14 protein-coding genes are annotated in these 17,559 nt (G+C 52.0%); 6 read left to right on the forward strand and 8 right to left on the reverse strand.

Annotated features, from left to right (window positions below):
* Window positions 1-786 (forward strand): glucose 1-dehydrogenase (locus H6F80_RS19920; protein WP_242067469.1); only part of this gene is annotated, 786 nt, incomplete at its 5' end.
* A gap of 92 nt (window positions 787-878) precedes the next feature.
* Here the strand turns inward: H6F80_RS19920 and H6F80_RS19925 are convergent.
* Window positions 879-1,685, reverse strand: coding sequence for a bacteriorhodopsin (locus tag H6F80_RS19925; protein ID WP_190793268.1), 807 nt, complete (start codon window positions 1,683-1,685; stop codon window positions 879-881).
* A 206-nt stretch (window positions 1,686-1,891) separates the two neighbouring features.
* Between H6F80_RS19925 and H6F80_RS19930 the strand changes: the two genes are divergently transcribed.
* The 3 genes from H6F80_RS19930 to H6F80_RS19940 all read left to right on the forward strand — a co-directional run bounded on the left by H6F80_RS19930 (window position 1,892) and on the right by H6F80_RS19940 (window position 4,703).
* Entirely contained in the window at window positions 1,892-2,746 is an 855-nt protein-coding gene (locus tag H6F80_RS19930) for a gamma-glutamyl-gamma-aminobutyrate hydrolase family protein (protein WP_242067470.1), read from the forward strand.
* Window positions 2,747-2,858: 112 nt separating this feature from the next.
* Window positions 2,859-3,020 (forward strand): PsaJ protein, encoded by a 162-nt coding sequence (locus H6F80_RS19935; protein WP_190793269.1) that lies wholly within the window; start codon window positions 2,859-2,861, stop codon window positions 3,018-3,020.
* Window positions 3,021-3,380: 360 nt separating this feature from the next.
* Window positions 3,381-4,703, forward strand: a complete 1,323-nt coding sequence (locus tag H6F80_RS19940) for an MFS transporter (protein ID WP_190793270.1) — start codon at window positions 3,381-3,383, stop codon at window positions 4,701-4,703.
* A 30-nt stretch (window positions 4,704-4,733) separates the two neighbouring features.
* Here the strand turns inward: H6F80_RS19940 and H6F80_RS19945 are convergent, their stop codons facing one another.
* The 5 genes from H6F80_RS19945 to H6F80_RS19965 all read right to left on the reverse strand — a co-directional run bounded on the left by H6F80_RS19945 (window position 4,734) and on the right by H6F80_RS19965 (window position 9,741).
* Complete coding sequence (locus H6F80_RS19945; RefSeq protein ID WP_190793271.1) at window positions 4,734-6,521, reverse strand: ABC transporter ATP-binding protein; 1,788 nt, start codon at window positions 6,519-6,521, stop codon at window positions 4,734-4,736.
* Window positions 6,522-6,664: 143 nt separating this feature from the next.
* On the reverse strand, window positions 6,665-6,946 hold the full coding sequence (locus H6F80_RS19950) for a YkvA family protein (protein WP_190793272.1): 282 nt from the start codon (window positions 6,944-6,946) through the stop codon (window positions 6,665-6,667).
* A 306-nt stretch (window positions 6,947-7,252) separates the two neighbouring features.
* On the reverse strand, window positions 7,253-7,594 hold the full coding sequence (locus H6F80_RS19955; RefSeq protein ID WP_190793273.1) for a DUF4870 domain-containing protein: 342 nt from the start codon (window positions 7,592-7,594) through the stop codon (window positions 7,253-7,255).
* A 158-nt stretch (window positions 7,595-7,752) separates the two neighbouring features.
* The gene (locus tag H6F80_RS19960) at window positions 7,753-8,871 is read right to left on the reverse strand and encodes a threonine aldolase family protein (RefSeq protein ID WP_518523618.1); all 1,119 of its coding nucleotides are present in this window, start codon (window positions 8,869-8,871) and stop codon (window positions 7,753-7,755) included.
* Window positions 8,872-8,901: 30 nt separating this feature from the next.
* Window positions 8,902-9,741 carry a pentapeptide repeat-containing protein gene (locus tag H6F80_RS19965; protein ID WP_190793274.1) on the reverse strand — a complete coding sequence of 280 codons (840 nt, stop codon included), beginning with the start codon at window positions 9,739-9,741 and terminating at the stop codon, window positions 8,902-8,904.
* 474 nt (window positions 9,742-10,215) lie between these two features.
* Here H6F80_RS19965 and ilvD point away from each other — a divergent pair, with 474 nt between their 5' ends.
* Complete coding sequence (ilvD, locus tag H6F80_RS19970) at window positions 10,216-11,901, forward strand: dihydroxy-acid dehydratase (RefSeq protein ID WP_190793275.1); 1,686 nt, start codon at window positions 10,216-10,218, stop codon at window positions 11,899-11,901.
* A 193-nt stretch (window positions 11,902-12,094) separates the two neighbouring features.
* Here ilvD and H6F80_RS19975 read toward each other — a convergent pair whose 3' ends face one another.
* Together H6F80_RS19975 and H6F80_RS19980 are read right to left on the reverse strand one after the other, a co-directional pair.
* Complete coding sequence (locus H6F80_RS19975) at window positions 12,095-13,588, reverse strand: GAF domain-containing sensor histidine kinase (protein ID WP_190793276.1); 1,494 nt, start codon at window positions 13,586-13,588, stop codon at window positions 12,095-12,097.
* Between the two features lie 666 nt (window positions 13,589-14,254).
* A complete protein-coding gene (locus H6F80_RS19980; protein ID WP_190793277.1) occupies window positions 14,255-14,803 on the reverse strand; it encodes a gamma-glutamylcyclotransferase in 549 nt (182 codons plus the stop codon).
* Window positions 14,804-14,969: 166 nt separating this feature from the next.
* Between H6F80_RS19980 and H6F80_RS19985 the strand changes: the two genes are divergently transcribed.
* A complete protein-coding gene (locus H6F80_RS19985; RefSeq protein WP_190793278.1) occupies window positions 14,970-17,417 on the forward strand; it encodes a GH116 family glycosyl hydrolase in 2,448 nt (815 codons plus the stop codon).
* Window positions 17,418-17,559 lie beyond the last annotated feature (142 nt).

Genomic DNA, 17,559 nt, shown 5'->3' on the forward strand with positions numbered 1-17,559 from the left:
CAGGAACCGAAAATGCGTCTAGAAAATAAAGTCGCTCTAATTACCGGGGCAGCCAGCGGCATTGGTCGCGAATCTGCCTTACTCTTTGCCAAAGAAGGTGCAAAAGTCGTTGTTTCAGATGTTAATGAAACGGCTGGACAGGAGACGGTAGAGAAGATTCGATCGAATAACGGGGAAGCGATTTTTGTAAAAGCCGATGTGTCTCAATCTGCCGATGCCAAAGCGATGATCGAAGCGGCTGAAAATACATACGGTCAGCTCAACGTCTTGTTTAACAATGCTGGAATTTTTCACGCAGCCGATAACTCAGTTCTGGATACCGAAGAAGATATCTGGGATTTGACAATGAATATTAACTTGAAAGGCGTGTTTCTCGGCTGCAAATATGGCGTTCCAGCACTGCTGCGATCGGGCGGCGGCTCAATTATCAATATGGCTTCGTTTGTGGCAGTGATGGGTGCGGCAACGCCTCAAATCGCCTATACAGCCAGCAAGGGCGGCGTTCTGGCAATGACCCGCGAAATCGCGATCGAGTTTGCCCGTCAGAAGATTCGCGCCAATGCTCTCTGCCCCGGTCCTGTCCAGACACCGCTCCTGGAAGAACTCTTATCTGATCCGGCACGGAAGCAGCGGCGCATGGTTCACATCCCCCCTGGTAGACTCGCGCAGGCAACCGATATCGCGCAGGCGGCTCTGTTTCTAGCAAGCGATGACGCTGCCTATGTTAACGGCACAACCTTCCTGGTGGATGGTGGCATTACCTCGGCTTACGTCACCCCCGAATAGCCTAAAATTCCAATCGGTTGGCCGCTTGTGAGGTGGACATCTTGCCTGCCAAGCTAAATGAACAACTGAACAATTCCCGTTTCTTACGTTTCTTAAAAGAGATAGGGCGATCGTCTGCGTGGACTCGATCGTTGAGGCTTCCTGCCGAAATTGAAAAAAGAAAGGCGAAAGGCATCTCGGACGGATTCGCGTGGCGTTTCTATCCCTTCAGCATCATAGGTTTTCAGTCGGCGGAGACCGTTTAGATCCAGAACACTAAATCCGACTTTCGAGAAGATGGGCAGCAAGCAAAAGAGAAACGTATCGATCGTTTGATTAAATACTCCCCAGCCGGACGGACCTAAGATCCAGACGGTCGGATAGCTGATCCACAGCACGGTAAAGTAAGCGACAAGCTTGTCATAGTGCCTGGCAAGTTCTCTGGTCTGGAGCTGAGTTTTTGCCCGCAGCGGATTCCAGATGCCCCACAGCACAACCAGAAACGCGACCACCCCGCAGATATACCAGAGGTATCTGACCCAATCGCGCTCTGACAAATCTGCAATTAGCCCGGTCGCAATCACGATTACTTGCGTACTCATCAAAAAGCCAATCAGCGTCCAGTCTTTCTTTTTCAAATCGTGCATTGCCGTCCAGGACAGGGAGAGCAACAGCAAAGGCGTAGTCACAATCCAGTCGAGATAGCGGGCATAGTGGGTAATTTGTCCTGCCACTTCGAGCTTGCCCTGCCCGATCGCCATTGCCATATACGCCAACCCTGACCAGATCGGGATGAAGATAGCAACCAGATATTCGTACTGCGGCACACCCTTGGGATTGCGGCTCAGTATCCAGAAATACAGCGCACCGATCGCCATCACCGCAACGTAGCTCCAGTGCATCACCGTTTGCCAATCCATCGTGATCTCCTCTATCAGGGTTATGTATTGAATTGATTGGGTTTAATTGATTGGGTTTAATTTAATTGAGTTTGATTGCGTTATGGGTCGGGCTCGATATCCGGTTAAAGATTCGATCGCAAAACAGGGCATAAGCGTGAGCCTGCTTAAAATGCGCGATCGCCGTTCGTGCAGTCCAGATCTTTTGATTTCGGCTATCATGCCTGATGATGCGATCGGGCTACTACCTTCTAGAGGAAGAATTTGCTAGAGGAAGAATTTGTGATGTAACGCTGTCGCTCACGCAACTTCAAAAACGTTCTTCTAAACTGTCAAGTAATATGTCTGTCCCTCTGATTGGAATCACTGCCTATAGCCGCAACGAAGCTGGAGAAGTTTCCCTTCCCGGAGCTTATCTAGATGCCGTATTGCTTGCAGGTGGAACGCCGTTGATTCTGCCACCTCAGCCGATTACCGAAGCGCAGGTCGATCGCATTCTAGATTCGATCGATGGCTTGATTTTTGCTGGTGGCGGCGATATCAATCCGTCGATGTATGGTGGCGAAAATCATCCGACGCTGTATCTGATGGATCAAGAGCGAGATGAGTTTGAGCTGGCGTTAGCCCGTGCTGTGCTGAAGCGAAATTTACCCACGCTGGGTATTTGTCGAGGAATGCAGATTTTGAGCGTGGCAAGCGGGGCAGCTCTGATTCCCCATGTACCTGATGTTTATGGAGAGTCGATCGCCCACAGGCTAGATCATCCTCGTCGCCCGATTCATCATCCAGTCATGCTTGTCCCTGATAGCCAGATCGCTCAAATGATGGCCAATTCGGAAGTCACCGTTATGTCATGGCATCATCAGGCAGTGCGGCAGGTTCCTCCCGGTTGGCGATCGGCGGCATCCGCATCCGATGGACTGGTGGAAGCGATCGAGCGAATCGACCAACCCTGGCAAATTGGGGTGCAGTGGCATCCCGAACTGTCTCCCGAAGATCCTGCTCATCAGCGCATTTTTCAGGCGTTTGTGCAGGCAGCAGCAGATTCAAAGCAAGCAGTAGCAGATTCAAAGCGGGGTTAAAATCCATCGATCGGCTCATTTTTAGGAATAAGCCTGTCCGCCTTTAGATAGAAGAATGCGATCGACCAGGAGAGTAGTCTTATCACAATTACTGTGTCTGGGAAAACTCGCTATGCAACGTTCTGGTAAAAGAGCAGACAATCAACCAAACTATTTCATTGAATATCTGTCGCTTGCTCCTGTTTTAGCTGTTGTCTCCGTCTCCGTTGCGCTCTCCACCTTCATCATTATTAATTCCTACTTCCCCGATCTACTGTTCCACCCCATGCCGTAGACCGTAGATTCAACTTCAGCTTCTATTTTGTTTAAAACTCAACGATCGATTCATCAATGGGAGAACGGAAGAAATTCGGTTTCTCCCATTTTTTATGTTTCTAATTTTTTATGTTTCTAAGTTGCATCCCAGCAAGCGTCTGCTTACAAAACTGACTATCAGCCTAAACGCTCTAAACTTTACCCAATACATGCTTAATCCGTCTGTCTAAGTACACTTTTGCCTTGCTAAATGCTTTTAGAAAAACATCGTTTAAGGTTCCAGGAACTTGCCGCCAGCCGCCTTGCCTTCTCGATAGAATTAACAAAGTAAACTTCTGTTAAGCAGACCTGCGAAACCAACTTGGATGGCAGCACCAATATGGCAGCACAAACCCCAAACTCGATCGCCTTTCTGCGCCATGCGGCAGCCCGTCCAATTTGGGTACAGGCGATCGGGCGATTGCTGTATCAGGTGGGCTATACGGCGATTCAGTTTTACACGCCGCTGCTGTTTGTGAGTCAAAAGGGGCTGTCTGCTACCACGGTTGGGGTTGCGCTTGGAGTCGGCTCGCTTGCAGGCGTGGTCGGGCATTTGCTGGGCGGGTATCTGGCGGATGCTCCTGCCTATGGGCGAAAGCGTGCCCTGCTGTTTGCAGCAATGTTGGCGATCGTCTCAGCCCTGATGCTGGCAGTCCTGCCCACCTTTGTGATGCTGATGGTTGCGAATTTGCTGCTGGGTTTGAGTGCGGGGTGTTACTGGACGGCGGCAGATGCGACTGTGGTGGATGTCACCCTGCCCGAACAGCGACAGGCTGCATTCGCACTGCTGGTTCTGGCAGATAGCGTGGGGGGCGGATTAGGCGTTTGGGGCGGCGGGATGATCGCTCAACAAATGCAATGGCTATTTGGACTCAGTGCAGTGCCGATCGTGTTCTTTCTCATCCTGACTCAATTTGCGATGCGCGAAACTCAGGAATTTCAGCCGGGAGCCGATCCGCTGAGCGGGTTTGGAATTGCCCTGCGCGATCGATCGCTGCTGCTGTTTGTCCTGGTGAATATTTTGTTTACGACCTACATTGCGCTGGTAAGCAGTACACTGCCGCTTTATTTGACTCGCCTGAGTGCTGCCAATGCCGTTTCCCCAGAACAAACCGTGAGTGATGTGGCACAGCTTTTTACCGGCTGTTATATCGGGCTGGGAGCAGTTTTGCAACTCCCACTCGTGCAGGGGTTGCGCGGCTGGAGCAAGGTTCGTGCCCTGATGCTTTCGATGGGGCTGTGGGGGGCTGGCTTTCTGCTGGTTTGGCTAACAGGAGCAGCGTCGCTTCCTCTAGGCGGAATGATTGCGGCTCTTGCGGTTTTGTCGATCGCAAGCATCATTTATAAACCTTTTGCTCCGGCGATCGTGGCAGAATTTGCGCCTACTGCGCTGCGGGGCGTTTATCTAGCAATCAGCTATCAGTGCTGGTCGATCGGCTATTTTGTGGGACCGATCGTGGGAGGTTGGGCGATCGATCAGGGGGTGGGTCAGCAGAGCTGGCTTTGGGCTGCCGGAACTACGCTGCTCGGTTGGGTTGGGCTTCAACGGCTTGCGCGGCATCCTGCCCAGAATTTTACCTTGCCGGATGAGCCAGAAACACAGATTGAACCAGACAGCTTAATCCAAGTAGCTGGCGGCTTTCCAGTCGAGGATGGGCGTTAGCGATCGCCAATCAGCTGATGTAGTGCTAGCTTACACGCTGACCGTAGCGGCTCCAAGCTGTAGCGCATACAAATTGGCATAGATGCCGTGCTGCTGCATCAGTTCGGCATGGGTTCCGCGCTCAACGATCTGTCCCTGCTGCACGACCAGCACCTGATCAGCTTGAGTAACGGTACTCAGGCGATGGGCAATCACAAAGCTGGTGCGGTTTTTGAGCAATCGGGCGATCGCCTCCTGCACCAGTGCCTCGGTTCGGGTATCAATACTGCTGGTTGCCTCATCCAGAATCAAAATGCGCGGATCGATCAGCACAGCACGGGCAATGCTCACCAACTGTCGCTGACCCTGACTCAGGGGTGCGCCACGTTCGCCCAGTTGCGTCATGTAGCCTTCGGGCAGCGAGGTGATAAATTCATGCACGTTGGCAAGCTGGGCTGCCGCCTCAATTTCTGCCTGAGACGCAAAGGGATTGCCAAACGCAATATTGTCTGCCACGGTGCCGCCAAACAGGATGTTATCTTGCAGCACAATCCCAATCTGACGACGCAGGCTGGCTTGGGTCACAGAGCGAATGTCGATCCCGTCGATCTTGACCGCGCCGCCCGTTACGTCATAGAACCGCAGAATCAGGTTGATAATTGTACTTTTTCCGGCTCCGGTTTGCCCCACGAGCGCGATCATTTGTCCCGGTTCTGCCTGCAAATTAACGCCTTTCAACACCAGCTGATCGGGCTTGTAGCCAAACTGCACCTGCTCAAATCGGACTTCTCCTCGAATGGGCGGCATCTCGATCGCATCCGGTGCATCCCTGAGCTGAGACGGTTCATCCAGCAGCAGAAAAATTCGCTCCAGCCCTGCCAGAGCCGACTGCGCCTGCGTATAAAACTGACTGAGAATCTGAATCGGGCGAAAAAACTGCTGCACATACAGCAAAAACGAAGTCACCGTTCCCACCGTGACCGTTCCCTGCACTGCCAGATAACCGCCATAGGCCAATACACCCGCGGTTGCCAGCGTATTGAGAAAATCGATCGACGGGAGAAACGCCGCCGTAATTGCCACTGCTTCCACATTCGCATCACGATTTGCCGCATTCAGGCTTTCAAACTCCTCGATGTTGAGCTGCACCCGGTTAAATGCCTGCGCTTCGCGAACGCTGGTTATGTCTTCCTCTAGCTTGGTCGAAAGTTCGCCGATCGTCTGACGGGTAACGCGAAATCTGGCTCTTGCCCAACGCGCAAACAGCCCCGTTGTCACAATCATCAGCGGCACAACTAGATTGCTCAGCAATCCCAGCCGCCAGTCGATCGCAAACATCGCAATCACAATGCCAACCAGGCTGAATGAATTGCCCAGCATTTGGGCGATCGTTTGGCCAAACGCCTGATTCACCGTGTTTACGTCATTCAGCAGGCGGCTCATTAAATCCCCGGCTTCACTGCGATCGAAGAAGCTAATCGGCAGGGCTTGAATTTTGTTGAAAATATCTTGCCGGAGCTGCGCCAGCAATCGCTGCATGATCCAGCCGACGCGAATAATTTGCCCGCGAATTGCGATCACGCCCAGCAGATAAATCCCTGCCAACCCCGCTAGCAGTAGCAGCAGCCCGGACAAATTTCCCTGCGTGATCAGGTGATCGATCGACCAACCAATCAAAAACGGTCCCAAAGATAGCGAAGCTGCCCCAGTCGCAACCAGCAGCAGCGCAATCGGAATTTCTTTGCGATAAGGGCGAAGGTACTGCAAAAAGCGATGCAGCGTAGAAATCTGCTGGTTCACCTTCTGATCGGAGGCAATGACGGGGGCAGTCCCTCTCATGAAGCGGTTACTCGATCGATTAACTCTAGCGATCGTAGATCAAAAACCCAGAAATCTCGAATCCTTTGGCATATCGATCGATTTATGCGTCTGCCCCGTCACAGATAGACCGTCAGCAATACCGTCGCTGATAAAACCATGCCCTACTCGATCGGGATAGAGTTAACATCTACGGGATCAGCCGATGAACTCGTGCTGGAACTCGTTTGGGATGCAACCTCACCTTTGTTTTTGACGCGATCGAGAACGAGCTGAGACACTTCGGCAAACAGCAGCGTGACCAGCACCGCATCATCAAGCTGTCCGATAATCGGAATAAAATCAGGCAAAAAGTCAAACGGCATGAAGAGATAAGCCAGCGTTCCGGCAATAATCCACCAGCGATATTTCGGATTACGAATCGTGTTGCGATACCAGTCGTACATGCTTCAGCTCCTTAAACTACTCTTTAATTCTGACAAGAATTCGATGAATTAAACATCTTAAAAAAGGCTGGAAAGCCGATCGTCCTTTATGGAGAAACCCGATGGAATGCGTTTGCGGAAAGAAGCAATTAAACTGATTGCAAGCCAGGCATCTTAACGCAACCTGATTAAAAGAAAATCTCTCTCCAAGTAGATCAATTCTCTAAAAGAATTCGCCGAACAAAATGCAAAGCCTCAGCAAAGATTTTTTCTGCTGAGACTCCACCCATTTATCCAATTCAAGCCAATTAACGATCGCAACAAAGACTACAGAAGTCTAAAGATAAACGGATAGTGAACTCCCTGATCGGGATTGCCAAGGCATTGGCTGATTGCCCAGATCGTCAAACCCCAGTGAACCAAGAACCAAATTCCACCCGCTAAGCCAAACGTAATAAACGAAAGCGGAACCAGAAGAATGCCGTATAGCCAGACGTTGAAGTGAAAGTTCAGAGCTTCTTTCGCATTTTGCTTCACGACTGGATCTTCTACAGCAAACAAAATGGCAGCAGGAACAATCACAGATACCAGCAAACCGCTGAAGAAAATAGAGCCGTGAGCCAAAATTGATAGCAGTTTTCGCTTATCTGTGTCGTAAAGACCTTGCATTCCTGTGTCCTCCAAGCGCATTAAGTATCTTGCTGAGATATTTTTATTTTAGCGATCGATTTTTCGCCTTTCTATCGCAGCATCCGGCAGAAAGGGTAAGGCTTACCGTACTGATTAACCGTATTTTAATAGCCGCACAATCCTCGCTCAATTTTGCTCTATCGCAGGGAATAAGTTACACGAGAACTTGCAATTGCTGCTTTAATATCGCCCACCAACTGATCAATTCGCTCAAACGTCGTCGCCCAGGAACACATAAAGCGAACGCCGCCAGAGCCAATAAAAGTATAAAACTGCCAGTTTTTCGCTTGCAGTGTTTCAATTACAGGCTGCGGCAGCTCCACAAATACGCCGTTCACCTGACGCGGACAAAGTATTTCAACTGCTTCAAGCTGTAAAAGCTGTTTTTCCAGGTATTCCGCGCAGCGATTGGCGTGTTGGGCATTTCGCAGCCACGCGCCCGTTTCTAGCAGACCCAGCCAGGGAGCAGCAATAAAGCGCATCTTGGAGGCAAGCTGGCCTGCCTGTTTGCAGCGAAACGCAAAGTCTTCTGCCAAAGCTTTGTCAAAAAAGAGAATCGCTTCGCCGATCGCCATGCCGTTTTTTGTACCGCAAAAGCACAGTACATCCACTCCCGCCTTCCAACTTAGCTCTGCCGGAGTTTTGTTCAGGGCAGCGACCGCATTGGCGAACCTTGCGCCGTCCATGTGCACCCGCAAATGGTGCTGCTGAGCAACCTGTTTAATGGCTTGCAGTTCGGCGATCGAATATACCGTCCCTAACTCAGTCGCCTGGGTAATGCTCACCACTTTCGGCTTTGGATAGTGAAGATCATCGCGGCGAGCGGCAATACTGGCGATCGATTCTGGGGTTAACTTACCGTTTGCGCCCTTGCCCAGGAGCAGCTTTGACCCATTGGACGCAAACTCCGGCGCGCCGCATTCATCGGTTTCAATGTGGGCGACTTCATGACAAATAACGCTGTGATAAGACTGACAAAGAGCCGCCAGCGACAGGGAATTGGCTGCCGTGCCGTTAAATACGAAAAAGACTTCGCAATCCGTCTCAAACAACTCCCTAAAATGATCCGTTGCTCGCTCTGTCCAGATATCGTTGCCGTAGGCAGGCGCAGCTCCCTGATTGGCTTGCAGCATATAATCCAGGGCTTCAGGACAAATGCCGGAATAGTTATCGCTGGCAAACTGTTCGGGTAGGGCAGAAGGGCGATCGATCGAGATCATAATGACGGATTGCTTGCAGGGGAGGAACTTCTTCACGATATCGCAGCCATTTATGCAGGAGAGCAATTATCCGTGAGTTGTCCCGCTTGGCATTAGCGTACCTGTCAAATCTGCATTCTGAAGATTCGCCTGATTGATATTCGCGCTGACTAAAACAGCTTCACTCAAATCCGCTTCGCTCAGGTTTGCCCAACACAGGTTTGCCCGATACAGATTTGCCCGCCGCAAATTTGCTCCACGCAGCGAAGTCCAGCTTAGATTGATGCCTCTGGCGTTGGCCCGTCCCAGGTTAGCGTTGATTAAATTGGCATTGATAATGCGGGCGCGGCTCAGGTCGGCTTCCCGCAAATCGGCTTCTTCCAGACTGGCTCCATGCACCATTGCATTCGTTAAAGTCGCCCCTTCCAAAATGGCACCGGTGAGATTGGCGTTCGACAGGTTGACGCCTTCCAAAATGGCGCGGGTCAGGTTGGTTGCCAGCAGCTTTGCCCGGTGAAAACTGGTGTGACTGAGATTTGCCTCGACAAAGTTTGCCCGGCTCAGGTTTGCCTCCCCAAAGTTAGCTTCGGGTGAATTGCTGCGATCGAAGTTTGCCCCAATCAGCTTCGCGCTCCGCAGTCCGGCTCGACTCAAATCGGTTTCTAACAAATTTGCCTGTGTCAGATCTGCCCCGATCAGATTGACTTCTAAAAGCGTTGCATGGCTCAAATTGGCTTCGATCAGCTTGGCTTCGCGCAGATTAGCTGAGCTAAGGTCTGCCCCTTTCAAAATTGCCTGGCTCAGATCTGCTCCGCGCAGGTTAATGCCGCGTAAATCACGATCGCTTAAATCACATCCTGCCAGCACAAGTTCTCGGAAGTCTCGCTCTCCTGCAGCGTAGCGGTCTAGCAGTTCTTCGGTTTGCATAAGGCAGCATGATGGGGGCGGTAATGAAGCTGAATGAACTTTAGCTTGCCCTGAAACGCTGCAAATTCTCGCTTTTTCTAAGGAGGATCTGGAGCAGACGAAAAGCCTGTGCGCTCTGAAGTGCCCTGGTACAATGGGTTCAATTTTGACTAGAACAGCGTCAAAAAACTTGAACTGTCCTAGCAGAAGTCGATCGATTTGTACCTTCTCTCCAGAAGAAAGTCAGCGCAAATTAGAACCATACTGATTCACGCTTCAGGAGAAATGGATGTACGGAAGATTTAGCGTGCCTGCACAGGACTCGTTTTTAGCAATGCGTGTTCCGGGAAACAAGCTCTGAGCGCATGAGAATCTGAGAAAATCAGAAACAGACCTGACCGATGACCCCTTCGGCGAACTGCGAAGCAACCGACTCAAAACGGAGCGCCGAACTCAAACCTAGATTCAAAATATCGAACAGCGAAGGAAAAGCGAATGCCTGACAATTTACGCAGTCAAATCATTACCCAAGGCGTGCAGCGATCGCCTAACCGAGCCATGTTGCGGGCAGTCGGGTTTAACGACGAAGACTTCACGAAACCGATCGTGGGAGTCGCTAGTGCCTACAGCACGATCACGCCCTGCAATATGGGAATCGCGCCGCTTGCCGAACGCGCCCAGGAAGGAATCCGGGCTGGAGGAGGAATGCCGCAGATTTTCGGCACAATCACTGTTAGCGATGGCATCTCGATGGGAACCGAGGGCATGAAGTATTCGCTCGTGTCGCGGGATGTGATTGCTGACTCGATCGAAACAGCCTGCAATGCCCAGAGTATGGACGGTGTACTGGCGATCGGCGGCTGCGACAAGAATATGCCGGGCGCGATGATTGCAATGGCGCGGATGAACATTCCGGCAGTTTTCGTTTACGGCGGCACGATCAAACCCGGACATCTCGAAGGCGAAGACCTGACCGTGGTGAGTTCGTTTGAAGCCGTGGGACAGTACAGCGCAGGCAGAATTGACGAAGTGCGGCTGATGTCAGTCGAGCGCAACGCCTGCCCGGGAGCGGGTTCCTGCGGCGGGATGTACACGGCAAACACGATGTCTTCGGCATTCGAGGCAATGGGCATGAGCCTGATGTATTCCTCGACGATGGCAGCGGAAGATCCTGAAAAAGCAGACAACACGCTGCTGGCAGGCAAAGCACTGGTCGAGGCGATTCGAGCAAACCGTCGTCCGCGAGACATCATTACGCGCAAGTCGATCGAGAATGCCATCTCGGTCATTATGGCAGTGGGTGGCTCGACGAATGCGGTGCTGCACTTTCTGGCGATCGCCCATTCTGCTGGAGTGCCTTTGGCGATTGATGACTTTGAAACCATCCGGCAACGGGTTCCCGTCCTGTGTGACCTGAAGCCCTCCGGTCGCTATGTTGCCACGGATCTGCACCGGGCAGGCGGCATTCCCCAGGTGATGAAAATGCTGCTGAACCAGGGCTTGCTGCACGGCGACTGCATCACGATCACCGGAGAGACGATCGCCGAACTGCTCAAAGACATTCCCGATAACCCGCGCCCCAACCAGGATGTGATTCGCCCCTGGGATCGTCCGATGTATCCGCAGGGACACTTAGGCATTCTCAAAGGCAATCTTGCGACGGAAGGATCAGTCGCCAAGCTGACGGGCATCAAAAACCGCAAAATTACCGGACCTGCACGGGTATTTGAATCCGAAGAATCCTGTCTAGACGCAATCCTGGCAGGCAAGATTCAGCCCGGAGACGTACTGGTGATTCGCTACGAAGGTCCAAAAGGCGGTCCCGGCATGCGCGAAATGCTGGCTCCCACGTCTGCAATCATTGGCGCTGGCTTAGGCGATGCAGTCGGACTGATTACTGACGGTCGCTTTTCTGGCGGTACCTACGGCATGGTCGTGGGTCACGTTGCCCCAGAAGCTTATGTGGGAGGGACGATCGCCCTGGTTCAGGAAGGGGATCAGATTACGATCGATGCCGACCAACGCCTGCTGCACCTGCACGTCTCTAATGAAGACCTGGCAGACCGCCGCGCTCAGTGGACCCCACCCGCACCTCGCTATCAACGGGGCGTTTTAGCGAAGTATGCCAAGCTGGTTTCTACCAGCAGTCTGGGGGCCGTGACGGATCTGAATGTGCCGTAGAAAGGATGAGGGAATGGAGAGATGAGGAGATAAGGGCAGCGTCAGTTGCTTCATCCTCTGCTCCAGAAAAGCTGTAAGGGCGAGGCGGCTGCGACAGGACTTTTGACCAGGCTGTTCTCCGGGCACAAATCTCCTGGTGTAAAAAACACGACCGCAACTGCTTCACCCCTTATAACGATGCCCTACCGATGCTCTAGCTTTTAGCCGTGCTTTCTTGGAGCTGCGGGAGCTGAATCACATAGCGGAAGCCTTCTTCGGGCGATCCCTGCATCGTAATGCAGCCCTGGTGCATCTCGACAAGCTGATGACTGAGCATCAGACTCAGACCTTCACGCGATCGAGACTGGTTGGAAAGATTGCTGTGCGGCTCAGAATCCAGCAGCCCGAGCGAGGATTGCCTGCCAGCATGATTGGCAAAAAGCTTGCCAGAGCTTAAGTCTGAGTTTGACTGCTGTTTCCACGGCTCCGAGGAAAAGGAATTGGAGCTTGAGCCAGGATAAGACAGGGGAGCGAGGTCAGTAATCGGCAAGCCGTCTCCTAACCAGGGATGGGAAGTCCAGATCATGAGATGAAGGGCGTTCTGGCGGCGCGAACCGTGAATCCGAATCACGCTGTCAGAACTAGAAGACTGAATCACATTAAAGACAAGATGGTAAAGAATTTGCCGAACTTTGTCTTTGTCAAGCATCCAGAAGCGAAGACCCGGCTCTACCGTGAGCTGAATGCGCTGTTCCCGACGGTGGGCTGCCTGGTTGAGGCTGCTGATGGTGAGCTGACACAGCATTTCTACATCGACCGGTGAAAGCGTCAGTGTGGTGCTGCGATCGTTCAACACGCCCAGTTCTACGATTTCATTAACCAGCGATAGCAGATATTGTCCGCTGTTATGGATAATGTCAATGTACTCCTGCTGTTTATCGGTCAGTGCGCCGTAAATTCCCTGACTCAGCACCCGCGCCATGCCCAGGATCGAGGTGAGCGGTGTCGAGAGCTCCTGCGTCATCTGGCTGATCAAATCTGCTTTCACCAGAGTCGGGTTCTCAGATGGACTGGACGAAGCTGGCTCGCTGGCAGCAGAGGGAAGCAGTAGAGCGGTCTCTTTGATTTCGCTAGAACCGGGATGGAGTTGCTGATTGAGCAGCCAGTTTCGCTCAAATTCGCTGATGCTCCAGCGTGCCATGAGTTCTAGAAACTGAATATCGCGACTGGTAAACTGGCGTGGAGCCAGATCCATTACTGCCAGCACGCCCAAACAGCGACCACGAGAATCAACAACCGGAACGCCCAGATAAGCGCGAATGCCATACTGCTGGAAAAGAACGCTGCTGGAAAATCGATCGTCTGCTGCCGTATCAGGAACCGTTAAAGGACGCTGACTCTCAATTACCTGGAGAAATAAACCTTCGGTGCGTGGAAGCTGACGAGAAGCCGCAAGCTGGTTCATCAAGCCAATTCGCGATAAACCAACTGCTGCCTTTAGCCAGACTCGATCGCGATCAAGCAAACCAAAGGTACAAATTGGCATTTCTAAAAAATGAGCTGCCGTTTGAGTTGCCTCATCAAAGATGGGCATTGTTTCTGCTTCTAAAAGTCCTAGTTCTAATAAGGCTTGCATCCGATGTTGCTCTGATTCCAAATGGACGGCTGGATCGATCGAGTATTGCGGTTTATGCTCAGGGTTCTTCATAACAACCCTTCCTTTGGTAGGCAGGTTTAAGCCATCGAATCGAGAGGGATCGATGGGGGGTGCGATAAATCCATACTTCCCGGACGGATTGCATCTTGAACAGATGAATTAAAGCGATTGTGAATTTCCGAGCTTTCCAGGATCTTTTATTGGTTGAGTGATGATCAAGGTTCCGTAAAATTACCTGCACCGTTTAGTAAAAAAAAGATTAGAGCAGGGTGAAATGGAGTGAATCGAGCGAACAATAGCCATTTTTTAGGCAGCCCAAGGCATTACAAAGACCCTGCCCTTGATGCAAAGCGCAGTCGCTACTCGCTCTAGTTAGTAACGAATAGATATAACAGATGTTTACAACTTATTAGTGAGCTGTTTCCCCAAGGAAAGGTTTACAGCGGAAATGCGGTAATCGATTGCAGAAATTTGAGAAATATTTGAGATTCTGAGTAGGATTTCAGAAGGATTCGAGCTGCTCTATTGCCTCCTTAATCCTCGAATTACGGAGGACTTCAGAACCAGAATAAGACATCGTTTCAGCACGACTGAAGGCAATTCGGAAAACAATTAGGCCTTCAAATATTCCCTTGAAGCAACAGAACTGGCAGCCCAATTGCGCCCCTGTAGAACACCGTTGATCGCCAGAGGACGCTTTTTGGTAAAGGGGGCAAACTATGCCGATCGCAAACTGGTGCAGGCTTGGCTGGCTTCAGTTTGCTGGAGTTGGTGCATGTGGCTAAACAGCTTCCAGCAGTATTGCTCTGGCAAGCCGCAAGTAACCGCGCCGCGCAGCACGACATTAAAATACCAGTCGTTGGGTGCGTGTTCTTCGGTGAGCTTTTCGATCACGGTATAGGTGCGAACGTGAGCATAGCGGTGTCCCTGGCTCACCACTTCGATCGTTTCGTGACGATAGCCTTTTTCTCGCTCATCGAGCCGATCGCTCAGCCGCTGGGGGAGCCGATACAGCACGCCTTCCACCTGCGATCGCCCGTCTTTCACAATATCCAATACACCGCAGTTGCGAAGCTGCGATCGTTGGAAAAACCCCAGTCGATAACCGCTAAGCGTTGCATGACCGACGACGTAAGGGTGCATTTTCTCGCCGAGCGATCGCTTCAGGTCTACCGGACACATACAGGAACCGTAGGCAAAGTAATAAAAGGACGGTTCGATCGCTTGGAGGCTGCGGGAAAACCGATGCGACGAGAGAGATTCCATACGGGATGCGAGTCAGGAAAGAGAGATTAAGAAATAACCTGATCCTAAAGCCTTGATTACCCAGGAATTGTATCAGATATATCGGAGGATTGCCACATATCCCGACCAATGAACCGGAGTATGGGAAGAGTGAAGATTGGGGGCAGGTGTTCGGTAAAATCGTCTGATGATCAATTCCGACTCTTTCTTCCAAATTCCTGATTCTGCCTGGACGCGATCGATCGGTTCTGGTTGGGATCATCCTTACACCGTTCGCTATGCCAGCAATATCGATGATGGTCCCTGGCACGGAATGCCGTTAGGCGGTTTTGGGGCGGGCTGTATTGGGCAATCGTCCCGCGGCGATTTTAATTTGTGGCATATCGACGGCGGCGAACACTGGTTTGGGTCGATGCCTGCCTGCCAATTTAGTGTGTTTGAGCAGGAGGGTAATCAAACCCAAGCATACGCGCTCTGTACTGAAGCCCCTACAGATGGAACATTAGGGGCATGGCAATGGTACGGGGAAATGGCAGAAGAACAGGACAAGGGAGACTATGCTGCGCTGTATCCGCGAAGCTGGTTTACTTACCGCAACAGGTTTCGAGCGGAGATAGTGTGTGAGCAGTTTTCCCCGATCTGGGCAGAAAATTATCGAGAAAGCAGCTATCCGGTGGCGGTGTTTTTGTGGACGGTACGAAATTCGGGCGATCGTCCCTTAACGCTGAGCGTGATGCTGTCCTGGCAAAATATGACGGGCTGGTTTACGAACGCGCTAAAATCGCCCGAAGTCAAAGTGCGAGATGATGGCAGTCCGGTGTATGAGTATCAGCCGCGCATCGGGGAAAGTGTCGGGAACTTTAATCAGGTTCAGGCCGATGGGGGCGGAATTGGCTGTGTGATGGGTCGGGTTTGCACAAGTGATCCGGCAGAAGGCGATGGGCAATGGGCGATCGTCACTGATGCCAACGCAGGCGAAGTGTTTTATCACAGCCGATGGAATCCGATCGGGGATGGCGCGGATCTGTGGCAGTCCTTCGGTCGAGATGGATCATTGCCCAATACTCACGACGAAACTCCGGCAGGGACAGGCGAACAAATTGGCGCAGCCGTCGCAGTGCGAATCACGCTGGCTCCCGGTGAGGTGAAGCAGATTCCCTTTGTGCTGGCGTGGGATTTTCCGGTGACGGAGTTTGCTGAGGGAACTTCTTATTTTCGTCGCTATACCGATTTCTTCGGGCGGAGTGGAGACAATGCCGGGTCGATCGCTCAAATGGCCCTTGCTCAATATCCGCAGTGGCGCGAGCAGATTCAGCAGTGGCAGCAGCCGATCCTCGATCGCTCGGATTTGCCGCAGTGGTTCAAGATGGCGTTGTTTAACGAGCTGTACGACCTGACCAGCGGCGGAACTTTGTGGAGTGCGGCAAGCGATCGGGATCCGATCGGGCAATTTGCCGTTCTGGAATGTCTGGACTATCGCTGGTATGAAAGCTTGGACGTGCGGCTCTATGGCTCGTTTGCGCTGCTGCTGCTGTTTCCAGAATTGGATAAAGCGGTGATGCGGGCCTTTGCCCGAGCAATTCCGACCGCAGACGATACGCCCCGCGTGATTGGCTATTACTTCACTCAGAAAATGGAAAGCCCGATCGCCCAGCGCAAAACGGCGAACGCAACGCCCCACGATCTGGGTGCGCCAAATGAGCACGTCTGGGAGAAGACCAACTACACCAGCTATCAAGACTGCAACCTATGGAAAGACCTCGGCTCCGATTTTGTGCTGCAAGTGTATCGCGATTTTGTGTTTACGGGCAGCCAGGATATAGCGTTTTTGCGGGAAAGCTGGGGGGCGATCGTCGCCACGCTGGACTACCTGAAAACCTTTGACCTGGACAATGACGGCATTCCCGAAAACTCCGGCGCACCCGATCAGACCTTTGATGACTGGCGATTGCAGGGAGTCAGCGCGTACTGTGGCGGACTGTGGATTGCGGCGTTAGAGGCAGCGATCGCGATCGGGCAAGTTCTAGACAAAGCAGATGGAGCGGTAGACGGGCGAAAACAACAAAGCGAGATTTATCAGGGCTGGTTGGGGCAAGCGCGATCGGTTTATCAGGAAAAGCTGTGGAACGGACAGTATTACCGTCTAGATAGCGGCAGCGGTTCAGCAGTGGTGATGGCGGATCAGCTTTGCGGGCAGTTTTACGCGCGGTTGCTGAGTTTGCCAGATGTTGTGCCAGAGGACTGTGTGCGATCGGCGTTAAAGTCGGTGTATGAAGCTTGTTTTGTCAACTTTAATCAATATGTCGCGGCGAGCCGTGAAAAATCAGGGGAATCAAGAGAGGCATTTGTGGCAATCGGGGCGGCAAATGGAGTGCTGGCTGATGGGTCTCCGGTGAATCCTAATGATACGCATCCGCTCGAAGTCTGGACGGGGATTAATTTTGGGCTGGCAGCTTTTATGCTGCAAATGGGAATGCGATCGGAAGCGATGGCAATTACGGAGGCAGTGGTGCGGCAGGTTTACGAGAACGGACTACAATTTCGCACGCCGGAGGCGATTACAGCAGCAGGAACCTTCAGGGCGAGCCACTATCTGCGGGCAATGGCAATTTGGGCGATTTACTGGCTATTTTGATTTTCAGCGATTCTAAGTTTTTTTCTGGAATCGCGGAACACTCGGCTCCTCCTCAAGTCATAGGTAGCAGCTTATTTACTGAAGCTAGCATCCCCCATCGGGGAGAGGATTTCTTGCAGTCCTTATATCGTTTGCTGCTTTG

It is taken from the genome of Leptolyngbya sp. FACHB-711, from assembly GCF_014695615.1.
In the GTDB taxonomy this organism is placed as follows: domain Bacteria; phylum Cyanobacteriota; class Cyanobacteriia; order Elainellales; family Elainellaceae; genus Leptolyngbya_A.

Bases quoted from the DNA above. Each gene is read 5' to 3' on its own strand.
- H6F80_RS19925 (WP_190793268.1), bottom strand. From the start codon at position 1,685: ATGGATTGGCAAACGGTGATGCACTGGAGCTACGTTGCGGTGATGGCG.
- H6F80_RS19930 (WP_242067470.1), top strand. From the start codon at position 1,892: ATGATGCGATCGGGCTACTACCTTCTAGAGGAAGAATTTGCTAGAGGA.
- H6F80_RS19935 (WP_190793269.1), top strand. From the start codon at position 2,859: ATGCAACGTTCTGGTAAAAGAGCAGACAATCAACCAAACTATTTCATT.
- H6F80_RS19940 (WP_190793270.1), top strand. From the start codon at position 3,381: ATGGCAGCACAAACCCCAAACTCGATCGCCTTTCTGCGCCATGCGGCA.
- H6F80_RS19945 (WP_190793271.1), bottom strand. From the start codon at position 6,521: ATGAGAGGGACTGCCCCCGTCATTGCCTCCGATCAGAAGGTGAACCAG.
- H6F80_RS19950 (WP_190793272.1), bottom strand. From the start codon at position 6,946: ATGTACGACTGGTATCGCAACACGATTCGTAATCCGAAATATCGCTGG.
- H6F80_RS19955 (WP_190793273.1), bottom strand. From the start codon at position 7,594: ATGCAAGGTCTTTACGACACAGATAAGCGAAAACTGCTATCAATTTTG.
- H6F80_RS19965 (WP_190793274.1), bottom strand. From the start codon at position 9,741: ATGCAAACCGAAGAACTGCTAGACCGCTACGCTGCAGGAGAGCGAGAC.
- ilvD (WP_190793275.1), top strand. From the start codon at position 10,216: ATGCCTGACAATTTACGCAGTCAAATCATTACCCAAGGCGTGCAGCGA.
- H6F80_RS19975 (WP_190793276.1), bottom strand. From the start codon at position 13,588: ATGAAGAACCCTGAGCATAAACCGCAATACTCGATCGATCCAGCCGTC.
- H6F80_RS19980 (WP_190793277.1), bottom strand. From the start codon at position 14,803: ATGGAATCTCTCTCGTCGCATCGGTTTTCCCGCAGCCTCCAAGCGATC.
- H6F80_RS19985 (WP_190793278.1), top strand. From the start codon at position 14,970: ATGATCAATTCCGACTCTTTCTTCCAAATTCCTGATTCTGCCTGGACG.